11 protein-coding genes are annotated in these 11,124 nt (G+C 67.7%); 4 read left to right on the top strand and 7 right to left on the bottom strand.

Annotated elements, in window-relative coordinates:
• Nucleotides 1-358: SDR family oxidoreductase (locus QZ753_RS11765; protein WP_294643958.1), on the top strand; the 358-nt coding region annotated here is incomplete at its 5' end.
• Nucleotides 359-366: 8 nt separating this feature from the next.
• Here QZ753_RS11765 and hydA read toward each other — a convergent pair.
• The 5 genes from hydA to QZ753_RS11740 form a co-directional block, all read right to left on the bottom strand.
• Nucleotides 367-1,767 carry a dihydropyrimidinase gene (hydA, locus tag QZ753_RS11760; protein WP_294643957.1) on the bottom strand — a complete coding sequence of 467 codons (1,401 nt, stop codon included), beginning with the start codon at nucleotides 1,765-1,767 and terminating at the stop codon, nucleotides 367-369.
• Nucleotides 1,764-2,981 (bottom strand): cysteine desulfurase-like protein, encoded by a 1,218-nt coding sequence (locus tag QZ753_RS11755; RefSeq protein WP_294643956.1) that lies wholly within the window; start codon nucleotides 2,979-2,981, stop codon nucleotides 1,764-1,766. The genes hydA and QZ753_RS11755 overlap by 4 nt, the downstream gene beginning before the upstream one ends.
• 47 nt (nucleotides 2,982-3,028) lie before the next feature.
• Nucleotides 3,029-3,775: an amino acid ABC transporter ATP-binding protein gene (locus QZ753_RS11750; protein WP_294643955.1), complete on the bottom strand. Its 747-nt coding sequence runs from the start codon at nucleotides 3,773-3,775 to the stop codon at nucleotides 3,029-3,031.
• Nucleotide 3,776: 1 nt separating this feature from the next.
• Nucleotides 3,777-4,451, bottom strand: a complete 675-nt coding sequence (locus tag QZ753_RS11745) for an amino acid ABC transporter permease (RefSeq protein WP_090958751.1) — start codon at nucleotides 4,449-4,451, stop codon at nucleotides 3,777-3,779.
• A 74-nt stretch (nucleotides 4,452-4,525) separates the two neighbouring features.
• On the bottom strand, nucleotides 4,526-5,311 hold the full coding sequence (locus QZ753_RS11740; protein WP_294643950.1) for a transporter substrate-binding domain-containing protein: 786 nt from the start codon (nucleotides 5,309-5,311) through the stop codon (nucleotides 4,526-4,528).
• Nucleotides 5,312-5,460: 149 nt separating this feature from the next.
• Between QZ753_RS11740 and QZ753_RS11735 the strand changes: the two genes are divergently transcribed.
• Complete coding sequence (locus tag QZ753_RS11735) at nucleotides 5,461-5,883, top strand: nuclear transport factor 2 family protein (RefSeq protein WP_294643948.1); 423 nt, start codon at nucleotides 5,461-5,463, stop codon at nucleotides 5,881-5,883.
• A gap of 5 nt (nucleotides 5,884-5,888) precedes the next feature.
• Here QZ753_RS11735 and QZ753_RS11730 read toward each other — a convergent pair whose 3' ends face one another.
• Both QZ753_RS11730 and QZ753_RS11725 read right to left on the bottom strand, forming a co-directional pair.
• A complete protein-coding gene (locus tag QZ753_RS11730; protein ID WP_294643960.1) occupies nucleotides 5,889-6,611 on the bottom strand; it encodes a GntR family transcriptional regulator in 723 nt (240 codons plus the stop codon).
• A 178-nt stretch (nucleotides 6,612-6,789) separates the two neighbouring features.
• Nucleotides 6,790-9,258 carry a PAS domain S-box protein gene (locus QZ753_RS11725; RefSeq protein ID WP_294643946.1) on the bottom strand — a complete coding sequence of 823 codons (2,469 nt, stop codon included), beginning with the start codon at nucleotides 9,256-9,258 and terminating at the stop codon, nucleotides 6,790-6,792.
• Between the two features lie 461 nt (nucleotides 9,259-9,719).
• On the opposite strand from QZ753_RS11725, the gene QZ753_RS11720 reads away from it, so the two are divergent.
• Complete coding sequence (locus QZ753_RS11720; RefSeq protein WP_294643944.1) at nucleotides 9,720-9,917, top strand: hypothetical protein; 198 nt, start codon at nucleotides 9,720-9,722, stop codon at nucleotides 9,915-9,917.
• 114 nt (nucleotides 9,918-10,031) lie between these two features.
• On the top strand, nucleotides 10,032-11,124 hold a 1,093-nt coding region (locus QZ753_RS11715; RefSeq protein WP_294643943.1), incomplete at its 3' end, for a PAS domain S-box protein.

The raw sequence follows: 11,124 nt of genomic DNA, 5'->3' as shown, positions 1-11,124 counted from the left end.
GTCGGGCGTCGAACAGCCGATCCCGAACCTTGCTCTGTCCAACGGCATCCGCGCCGCCGTTCTCGGCTGGTCGAAGACGCTGGCGGCCGAGGTGGCGGGCGACGGCGTGACCGTCAACGTCGTGCTTCCTGGCCGGATCGAGACGACGCGGCTCGCCGAACTCGACGCGGCCAACGCCGCCCGCTCCGGGTCGAGCGTCGAGGCTGTCCAGAAGGCCTCGATCGCCGCCATCCCCGCCGGGCGCTACGGACGGCCCGAGGAGTTCGCGGCGGCCGTGGTGTTCCTCGCCTCGACGCAGGCGTCCTACGTCACGGGCACCAAGCTGCGCGTCGACGGCGGGGCGACCCGCGCCGTCTGACGCGGTGCTCAGACCTTGGGCAGGGCACGGGCGCGGTAGCGCCCGTCGCCCTTCGTCCCGGTCAGTTCGCCGTCCTGCACCATGACCTTGCCGCCGAGCACGACCGTCGTCGGCCAGCCCTGGATCTCGATCCCCTCGTAGGGACTGTAGTCGGCCCCGTCGTGGAGATCGGCATGGCGGATGGTACGCCGCGTCTCGGGGTCCCAGATCGCGATGTCCGCGTCCATGCCAACCGCGATGCGGCCCTTGCGCTCGAGGCCATAGACCTTGGCATGGTTCGTGGCCGTCAGCGCCACGAAGCGCGAAAGGTCGATCCGGCCCTTCATCACCCCTTCCGAGAAGAGGATCGGCAGCCTCGTCTCGACGCCGGGGATGCCGTTCGGGATGTGTCGGAAGCTCGTCTTGCCTTTCGGGTTCAGCTTGCCGGCGGGGTCGTCGTAGCGGAACGGGCAATGGTCGGAGGAGAAGAGGTCGAAGACGCCCGTCTCGATGCCACGCCAGCAGTCCTCCTGGCTCGCCGCGTCGCGCGGCGGCGGCGAGCAGACGAACTTCGCGCCCTCCCAGTCCATGCCCTCGAGATCGTCGGCGGTGAGCATGAGATATTGCGGGCAGGTCTCGCCGATCACCTTGCGCCCGCGCGCCCGCGCCGCGCGGATCTCGTCGATCGCCGGACCGTTGGAGACGTGGACGATGACCACCGGCACGTCCACCACCTCGGCGAGCGACAGGGCGCGGTGCGTCGCCTCGCGCTCCACCACGATCGGCCGCGTCGTGGCATGCGCGCGCGGTGCGACGTCGCCGTCCGCCTCGTGCCGCCCGATGAGGTAGCGGATCGCGTCCTCGTTCTCGCAGTGGACCATGACGAGCGCCCCGGTGCGCCGGGCGACGTCCATCGTCTCGAGAATCTGCGCATCGTTCAGGCGCAGGCCCTCGTAGGTCATGAAGACCTTGAACGAGGTGTAACCGTCGGCGACCAGCGCCGGCAGTTCCTGGCCGAGGACCGACGCAGTCGGGTCCGAGATGATCATGTGGAAGGAGTGGTCGGTGTAGCAGTTGCCGTCCGCCAGCGCATGGTAGGCCGTCAACGCCTCGCGCAGGGACTGGCCCTTCTCCTGCAGGCAGAACGGCAGGACCGTGGTGTTGCCGCCGAACAGCGCCGAGCGCGTGCCGCTCTCGAAGTCGTCGGCCATGACGATCCCCTCGCCGGACGGCTGCGAGATGTGGACATGGCTGTCGATGCCGCCGGGCAGCACGAAGCGGCCGGTGGCATCGATCTCTTGAACGCCCGCCGGCAGCGCCTCGCCGATCTGGACGATGCGCCCATCGCGGATACCGACGTCGGCAAGGTACGTGTCCGAAGCGGTCGCGACCGTGCCGCCGCGAATGACGAGGTCGAAACCCTCGCTCACAGCGCGGGCTCCAGCGCCGCGATGAGGCGATTGACCTCGTCGAGCGTGTTGTAGTGGATCATGGAGACGCGCACGACGCCGTCGGTCTTCGTCAGCCCGTGCTCCTCGACGATGCGCTTGGCGTAGAAGTCGCCGTAGCGGATGCCGATCCTGGCCTTGTCCACCGCTTCCACCACCTCGCGCGAGCTTCGCTCGCCGGCCGTGAAGGAAACGGTCGAAACACGGTCCTCGATCGCCGACGAGCTGCGGCCGATGATGCGCACCGAGTTGCGGCTCCGCAGGAAGTCCATCAGGCTTTCGGTGATCACCCGCTCCTGCTCGGCGATCGCGGCAAAGCCCGCCTCGATCGCGCCGCGTCCCTCGCCGGCCCCGGCGCGGCGGCCGAGATCCTCGACATAGTCGACGGCGCCGATCGAGCCCCAGGCGCATTCGTAGTTGATGTTGCCGGGCTCCAGCTTGTGGGGCACGCGGCTCTTGTCGAAGAAGTAGTGGTAGATGTTGTCGAGGGCGAGCAGCTTCTCGCGCTTGCCGAACATCACCGCGTGGTGCGGCCCGAACACCTTGTAGACGCTGAAGATGTAGTAGTCGGCGTCGAGCGCCTTCACGTCGATCGCGCGGTGCGGCGCATAGGCGACCGCATCGACGCAAAGCTCGGCGCCGCCGGCATGGGCGATGTCGGCGATCTCGCGGATCGGGTTGATCGTGCCGAGGATGTTCGAGGCGTGGGTGACGCAGACGAGCTTGGTGCGCTCGTTCATCAGCCCCTTGAGGTCCTCGAGGTCGAGCTCGTGAGTCTCCGGGTCGCAGCGCCACCAGCGGATTTTGACCCCGCGCGCCTCATGTTTCAGCCAGGGGCCGATATTGGCCTCGTGGTCGGTATTGGTGAGGATGATCTCGTCGCCCGGCTCGAGGCGGCCCGTCATCGCCTCTGACAGGAAGCGGATCAGGATCGTGGTCGAGGCCCCTTCGACGATCTCGCCGGGATCGCAGTTCATGAAGCGCGCGAAGGCCTCGCGCGACTGCGAGACGCGCGCGGTCGAGATCCGGCTCGGCTCGTAGCTCGCGCCGGTCTGGACGTTGGTCGTCAGGAGGTAGTCGGACACGCGTTCGGCGACTGTGCGCAGCACCTGGCTGCCGCCGGCATTGTCCATGAAGGTCCACTCGCCCTTGAGCGCCGGAAACTGGGCGCGGACGAAATCGAGATCGAGAGTCATGCTGCCTGGCCTTGCTGGCGCGTCCACCCCGCGCCTGTCTGGTGGAATCAGTGGTTGAGCACCGCGTCGAGGAAGGCGCGGGCGCGTTCGTTGCGGGTCGAGGAGAAGAACACGTCGGGCGTCGAGACCTCCCGGATCTCGCCGTCCTCCATGAAGACGATGCGGTCGGCGACCTGCCGGGCGAAGCCCATCTCGTGGGTCACGAGGACGAGCGTGACGCCGGAATGGGCAAGGCCCTTGATGACGTCGAGCACCTCGCCGACCATTTCGGGGTCGAGCGCCGAGGTCGGCTCGTCGAAGAGGAGGATGCGCGGCTCCATGGCGAGCGCGCGCGCGATGCCGACGCGCTGCTGCTGGCCGCCGGAGAGCTGCGTCGGGAACTTCTCGGCCTGCGCGCCGATGCCGACGCGGGTCAAAAGCGTCCTCGCCTTGGCGCGGCTCTCGTCCCAGCTCAGCTTCTTCACCCGCACCGGGCCGAGCGCCACGTTGTCGAGCACCGAGAGGTTCGGGAAGAGGTTGAAGGCCTGGAACACCATGCCGGTCTGCTGTCGGACCTTGAGGAGGTTGCGCCCCCGCTCGACGCGCACGCCGCCGACGAACACGTCGCCCGCGTCGTACTCCTCGAGATGGTTGATGCACCGGATGAGGGTCGATTTGCCCGACCCCGACGGGCCAAGGAGCACCACGACCTCGCCGGCTGCGACGTCGAGGTCGACGCCCTTCAGAGCGGTGAAATGGCCGTAGCGCTTCTGGACGCCGCGCATGCGGATGATCGGCTCGGCGGACGGGGCCATGTCAGCGGGCCTCCCGGCTGGAGTAGCGGGTCTCGAAGCGGGCGACGAGGCGCACCAGCGGCAGGAGCAGGACGAGATAGAGGAGCGCCGCGCCGATCAACGGCGTCGGGTTGGCGGCGAGTGCCTGCGCCTGCGTCGCCTGCTTCAGAAGGTCCGGCAGCGCGACCACCGAGGCGAGCGCCGTGTCCTTCATCACGTTGATGGAGTTGTTGGTCAGCGGCGGGATCACGATCCGCACGGCCTGCGGCAGGATCACGTCGCGCATCACGTCGAAGGCGTTCAGCCCGATCGACTGGGCCGCCTCGAACTGGCCGCGCGGAATGGCCTCGATGCCAGCGCGGTAGATCTCGGCCGTGTAGGCCGCCGACACCGTCGTCAGCGCAAGGCAGGCGGAGGCGAAGGGCGACAGGCGGATGCCGATGAAGGGAAAGGCGTAGTAGACGATCACCAGCCACACGAGGACGGGCAGCGCCCGGAACACGTCGATATAGGCGATGGACAGCCAGCGAAGCGGGCGCGGCGCATAGAGGCGAACCAGCGCCAGCGCGAGGCCCCCGACGAGGCCGAGAATGATCGAGAGGCCGCCGAGGAGGATCGTGCGCCAGAGCCCCTGGAGGAGCTGGGGCATCGAGCGCCAGAGGACGTCGACGTTGAAGAAGGTTGTGACGATGTCCATGCCGAGCCCTACGACGGGGTGGGATGGATGCGGCGCCGGTCGCGCCGCATCCGCAGATCAGTCGGAGGGGCGCGTCAGAGCTTGGGCGCTTCGAGGACCTTGGCCGTCGAGGTCGACGCATCGGGCTTGGAGCCGAACCACTTCTCGTGGATCTTGGCGAGGAAGCCGTCGTTCTTCATCTCGGTGATCGCCTTGGTGGCCTCGGCGACGAGCGGCGAGTCCTTGGCGAACATGACCGAATACTGCTCGCCGGTCGGGATGCGCTCGACCACGGCGTATTGCGGCTTGTCCTTGATGTAGTAGGCGACGGCGGGAATGTCGGAGATGTAGCCGTCGATGCGGCCGGCGGCCAGATCGAGCATGGCCGGCGAGAGGCCCTCGAAGCGGCGGATCTCGGAGAGGCCGAGGTCCTTCTCGTGCTGCGTGGCATAGATGTCGCCGGTCGATCCGGTGTCGACGCCGACGACCTTGCCCTTGAGGCCCGAGAGGCCGGTAATCCCGGAGTCCTTGAGGACCGAGAGCGACTGGTCGCTGTCGTAGTAGGCTTGAGCGAAGGAGACCGATTCCAGGCGCTTCTTGGTGATGGTGATCGAGGAGATCGCCGCGTCGATGCGGCCGGACTGGACGGCGGAGAACAGGCCGTTGAAGGGAATGTTCTCGAAGGTCACGTCGTCGTAGCCCATCCGCTTGGCCGCCTCGCGGACCAGATCGACCTCGAAGCCGACGGTCTCGGACTTCTCGTCCTGGAACTCCCAGGGGACGTTGCCGATGTTGGCGCCGACGGTCAGCGACTTGGCGCTGGCGGGCCCGGCGAAGGCCAGGAGGGCGGCGGCCAGGGCGGCCAGTTTGAAGCGGGTCATGTCGGCTCCTTCGAGACTGGATCAGGGTTGAGGCATCGACGCATGGACGCAGCGCCGGGCCATGCGCAAAATTTGTTCAGCGCCCCGCATTGCACTCCATCGGTCAATGGTATGGACTGCATGGAGTTTTGAAAAGAGGAAAAAACGATATGGATGCAGAATTGCATACAGGTTTGTCCGGCGATGCGCTGGCTGACGCCGACATGGTGCGCGACTACCTGGAAGCCTCCATGGTCCCCGACCCGGACCGGGCGGCCACCTACATGGCGCCGGGCTGCGTCATCACCTTCACCGGCGGGCGCGTGTTCGATCATCCGAGCGGGCCGACCGCCGTCAACGCCGAGCGCTACAGGTGGGTGAAGAAGCGGATGGAGCGGTTCGACGTGGCGCCCGGGCCGGACGCGACCGTCGTCTATTCGATCGGCAAGCTCTACGGCGAATGGCCGGACGGCACGCCGTTCGACGACAACCGCTATGTCGACCGCTTCGAGGTGGTGGACGGGCGCATCACGCGGATGGACGTCTGGAACGACAGCGCCGAGTGGATCCTCGACCCCTCGCTCCGGCGCTGAGGGGCTCAGCCGTCGGCGGACTGCTTGCGGCGGCGGCGCGGCGCGGTCGGCTCGAGCTGCGCGTAAGGGGCGAGAATGTCCATCAGGTCGCCACGCGCCTCCGGAGCCTTGAGGAGCGCGCGCTGCGCCACCTGGTCGAGGTGGTGCGCCATCAATTCGCCCGCCCGCGCCTCGTTGCCGCCCTCCAGCGCTCGCAGCACCTCGCGATGCTCCGAGACCGCGCATTCCGAGGAATGCGGGCGTCCGAAGGTCGCGAGCGACAGGCAGGAGCGATAGGCGGTCTCGCGCACGTAGCGCGACAGGGTCGGCCGCCCCGTCATCTCGGCGAGGCGCACGTGGAACTCGGTGGCGAGCCGCAGCGACGCCGCCTCCGAGCCGCCCTTGGCCTCCTCCTCGGCGTCGACATGCGCGGAAAGCTCGGCGATCTGGCGCTGCGTCAGCCGCCCGGCGAGGCGCCGCACCACCAGCCGCTCCAGTTCGATGCGGATGTCGAACTCGTCGCGCGCGTCCTCGAAGGACGGTGTCGCCACGACCGCGATCCGATTACGCCGCAACTCCACGAGCCCTTCGGAAGCGAGTTGCCCGAGCGCATGACGCGCCAACGTGCGGCTGACGCCGAAGCGCTCGCCGAGCTGGTCTTCCGGCAGCTTGTCGCCGGGCGCCAAAGCCCGCTCCAGGATCGCCCGCCGGATGGCGCGGCAGATCACCGAGGCGCGGTCGCCAGCCATTCCTTCGTCGATCGCCGCAGTCTCACCCGTCACGCGCTGTCCTCGTCCTACAGTGTCCAGCCCGAACTAGCACCGCTTCCTCCGTCGCGAAAGGCGAAGTGCGCCTCAACAGTGGGTGAGGATGCCCCCTCTTCGCATACAGGATGATGCCCTCCCTGCATACAGGAAGGCAAGCACTCTATCGAGCGAGGAGGCGGGCGAGTTGCGCCGCTAGCTGATCCTGGCTGTAGGGCTTACCGAGTCGCGGCAGGTCGAGGCGCTCGTCCGCCGGCATCTCGGCATTGCCGGTGGCCAGCAGGATTGGCAGACCGGGATGCCGGTCGAGGGCGGCCTTCGCGAGTTCCGCCCCGTTCATGCGGGGCATCGCATAGTCGGTGATCATCAGATCGAACGGCCCGTGCAGCGAGAGGATGTCGAGCGCTTCGGCGCCGGACGCCGCCTCCGATACGTCGTGGCCGAGGTCGCGCAGCATGTCCACGGTGCTCATGGAGATCAGCATGTCGTCGTCCACGACGAGAATGCGCGCCGGCGCGAGGCGACCGACATCGACGACGATCGGCTCCTCCGCCGCAATCACGATGGGCGCCGCGCCCTCGCTCGCGCGCGGCAGCCAGAGTTCGGCGCGCGTGCCCTCTCCCGGAACGCTGGAAAGCCGCAACGCTCCATGAAGCTGGCTGGTGAGCCCGTGGATCATCGACAGGCCGAGCCCCGTCCCCTTGCCGACGCCCTTGGTCGAGAAGAACGGCTCGGTCGCCTTCTTCAGCGTCTCGGCGTCCATCCCCTGACCCGTATCCGTCAGGGCCACGCGGATATAGTCGCCCGGCACGAGATCGCCCTCGCCCGCCACGCGCTCGATCTCGAGCGTCAGCCGACCGCCGTTCGGCATCGCGTCCCGCGCATTGACGGCCAGATTGAGGATCGCCAGTTCCAACTGGTTGGCATCGACGAGAGCGATCGGCGCCTCGGTGGGTAGACGAAGCTCCAGTTCGATGCCGCTGCCGATCGACTGCTCCAGAAGGTCGACCATGCCCGCGACGAGATCCGAGAGGTTGCGCGGCTCGACGGACAGGTCCTGCCGGCGCGCGAAGGCCAGCAAGCGCTGGGTGAGCGCGGCCCCGCGCTGCGCGCCCATCACCGCGCCGTCGATCAGCCGGGTCGTACGCGGATCGTCCGGCAGATGCTTGCGCAGAAGCTCGAGATTGCCGAGCACCGCCATAAGCAAATTGTTGAAGTCGTGAGCGACGCCGCCGGTCAGCTGGCCGATCGCCTCCATCTTCTGCGACTGGCGTAGGGCGCCCTGCGCCTCGGCGAGCTGCGCCTCGCGCTCCAGCCGGTCGGTCACGTCGGTGACGAACTGGTAGGTTCCCATCAGCTTGCCGTCGGCATCGTGGAGAGGGCGAAAGGTGATCTCGAAGTGGCGGCGCTCGATGTCGGGGTCGCCGAACGCCTCGACGAAGGTTACCGGCTCGCCGGTGAACCCGCGCGCCCAACCCGCCCGCACCTCGGCGAGGTGTTCCGGTCGGTCGGCCAGAAGCGCCAGCATGTTGTCGCCCGCCTTCGGCCGGACGCCGAAGATGCGCTCGAACGCATCGGCATTGGCGGCGTTGAGCGCCAGGATCTTGAAGTCGAGATCGACCGCCATGACGAGGACGTCGGTGTTTTCCACCAGCGTCGCCAGCAGGTTGCGCTCCGCCGTTCGCTCGGCGACGCGCGCCTCCAGCGTGGCATTGAGGTCGCGCAGTCCCTCTTCCGCAAGCTTCCGGTCGTGAATGTCGACCGACGCACCGAACCAACGGACGATCTCGCCCGTCCGCCGGTCGCGATAGGGCTCGGCGCGATCGAGGAACCAGCGAAACTCGCCGGCAGCCGAACGAATCCGGTGCTCGTGCACATGCGCCCCGATCTCATCGCGGGCTCTCTGGAACGACGCCACGACATGGGGCGCATCCTCGGGGTGGATGAACGCCCCGGCGATCTCGGCCGGCGACATCGAGCGGTATTGCGCCCCGGTATACTGGGAGAACTGACGGCTGAGGAACTCCATCTGGCCGGTCGAGTCCGCGATCCAGATGATCTGCGGGACCGTGTCGACCATGAGCCGGAACTCGGCCTCGCTGTCCTTCAGCGCCGCTTCGGCCTCGTCCCGCTGCCGCTCGGCCAGAACGCGGTCGCTGCAATCGGCGACGACGCACAAGACGCCCGCCGGTACGCCCGCCTCGTCGACGACCGGCGAGCCGCTGATGTCGACGAACTGGACCCGCGTCTCGCCGTCGCGGCCAGGTGTCCATTTCCGAGCCCGATCCTCGAAGGCCTCCCCGGCCATCACCGCCGCTACCTTGTCGGCGTCGAGACCGAAGGCGTCGAGCCGGCCGTCACCGATGCTCGCCCCCAGGAGGTCCGGGTGGCGTTCGCCGGCGAGGGCCGAGAAGGCGTCATTGTAGAACGCGAGCCTCTCCACGCTCCAGAGAAGGAGCATGGGAACGGGCGAGCGCAGGACGATCGACAGGGAAGTGCGCAGCGTCGGCGTCCAGGACGCGCCGTCCGCCAGCGTCGTCGCGCTCCAGTCGCGCGAGGCGATCAAGGCCCCGCACGCGCCACCACCTCTGGCGAGGCTGAGCAGAAAGGACTTGTCGACGGCAGCAGGCAAAGACAAATCCTCGTCCCGGCACAGAATCGCCCGAGCTTCAAGACATCTGTCTAAGGCCTGCGCCTCCGCGCGTCATGATCAACCTGCATCAATGTCGCCTCGAAACGCCCGGAAATCGCCGGTTCCCGCGCACTTCTTCGGTCGTACCTCCCCTTCCGCACCATGTGGCGGTGCCGAAACCGCCCTTGGGCGAACCGATCGCGTCCGCTCGATGGTCGACCTGCAGAGATGACGCCACCTGCATCAGACGAACTGATGCGCTCGCCTCTACCGCGCGGTCTGCGAGAATCTACCTGAGAGGCGTGCTGGCGCACGGTGCGCCGCGCGCGGGCGATCTGTCGATGCAGCCGCCCCTTCACGAACGGACAGTCCGGCGAGCCACAGGCGGTGCCCTGCGCCGGGGTGGTCCATGGAGATCGAGACAGATGACGACCATTCCGTCCCCGGAACGAAGGGAAGCGGTGTGCGCGGGAGCGAAGGCGGCGAGAGACGGCGTCCACCGCAGCGAGAATCCGCACCCCGTCGAAAGCGAGACGTGGAGCAACTGGATGGACGGCTTCGATCACCAGACGGCGTGGCTTCTGAACGGGCGCGGCACCTACGATCCGTTCGCCGCCGACGCCCAGTCGCCGCCGGACGCTTCCGCGACGGTGAGCTGACGGCACCGACGGGCCGACCCTGCCCTTGCCCGAGCGGTTCGCCCGCACAACCTTTTCCTGTCGATGCAAAGGCGAGCGCGACGCGGTCGCCCGACTCCCGAGATGGAACGCCTCATGAGCCCCCCGTCCAGCGGACAACGTATCGAACGCCAGCAGCTGCAGCAGATCATCGCCGGCCTGACCGAGGGCGTGATCCTGATCGATCCCGATCAGACGATCGCCTGGGCGAACACAGCGGCCCTGTCGATGCACGGGGCCCGCGAGCTCTCCGATCTCGGCCGGACGGTCGACGAGTATCGCGAGCGCTACCAGCTGCGCTACCGCAACCATCATCTTCTCGACGACGGCACCTATCCCGCTGATCGCGTGGTCGCGGGCGAGCTCTTCACGGACGTCGTCGTCGAGGTCGCGCGCCAGGGCGAGACGGAAACCGAATGGGTCCACCGCGTGCGCAGCCTCGTCCTCAACGACGCGAACGGCGACCCGGACTGCCTCGTCCTCATCGTCACCGACGCGACGGACGAGATGCAGGCGATCGAGCGCTTCGAGCGCGCCTTCAATGCCAACCCGGCGCCGGCCCTGATCTGCCGCATCAGCGACCTCCGGTTCATTCGCGTGAACCAGGGTTTCCTCGACATGACCGGCTACACGCGCGAGGCCGTCGTCGGCCGCTCGGTCTACGATCTCGACGTGATGTCGGGCTCCGAGCGGCGGGAGCTCGGCAAAGCGCGCCTGTCGGAATGGGCGACGGTCCCGCAGATGGAGGCTTCGCTTCCGCTTCCGCAGGGCGAGACGAAGCTCGTCATCGTCGCCGGACAGCCGATCGAGATCGGCGACGAGCGGTGCATGCTGTTCACCTTCGCCGACCTCGAGCCGCGCCGGAAGGCGGAGTCGGCCCTGCGCAACAGCGAGGAGAAGTTCGCCAAGACCTTCCGCCTCGCGCCCGTCCCGATGAAGGTCTCGACGCTTGATGGCTTCCGCATCGTCGACGTCAACGAGGCTTTTCTGAAAGAGACGGGCTGGGCGATCGAGGAGGTCGTCGGGCGCAGCGCGGCCGAGATCGAGCTGTGGGACACGGCCACGACACGCCGACGCATGGAGAGCGAGCTGGTGGAGACTGGCGGCTTCCGCGGCTACGAGGCCAGGCTGAAGAAGAAGGACGGCTCGATCGCCGACTGCCTCGTCTCGGCCGAGACGATCCGCATCG

It is taken from the genome of uncultured Aureimonas sp. (assembly GCF_913775355.1).
GTDB lineage: Bacteria > Pseudomonadota > Alphaproteobacteria > Rhizobiales > Rhizobiaceae > Aureimonas.
The sequence above is the reverse complement of the archived record's forward strand: the minus strand, read 5'-3'. Positions and strand labels throughout refer to the sequence as shown.

Excerpts from the sequence above, each read along its gene's own strand:
- QZ753_RS11755 (WP_294643956.1), bottom strand. The coding sequence starts at position 2,981 with ATGACTCTCGATCTCGATTTCGTCCGCGCCCAGTTTCCGGCGCTCAAG.
- QZ753_RS11750 (WP_294643955.1), bottom strand. The coding sequence starts at position 3,775 with ATGGCCCCGTCCGCCGAGCCGATCATCCGCATGCGCGGCGTCCAGAAG.
- QZ753_RS11745 (WP_090958751.1), bottom strand. The coding sequence starts at position 4,451 with ATGGACATCGTCACAACCTTCTTCAACGTCGACGTCCTCTGGCGCTCG.
- QZ753_RS11740 (WP_294643950.1), bottom strand. The coding sequence starts at position 5,311 with ATGACCCGCTTCAAACTGGCCGCCCTGGCCGCCGCCCTCCTGGCCTTC.
- QZ753_RS11735 (WP_294643948.1), top strand. The coding sequence starts at position 5,461 with ATGGATGCAGAATTGCATACAGGTTTGTCCGGCGATGCGCTGGCTGAC.
- QZ753_RS11730 (WP_294643960.1), bottom strand. The coding sequence starts at position 6,611 with ATGGCTGGCGACCGCGCCTCGGTGATCTGCCGCGCCATCCGGCGGGCG.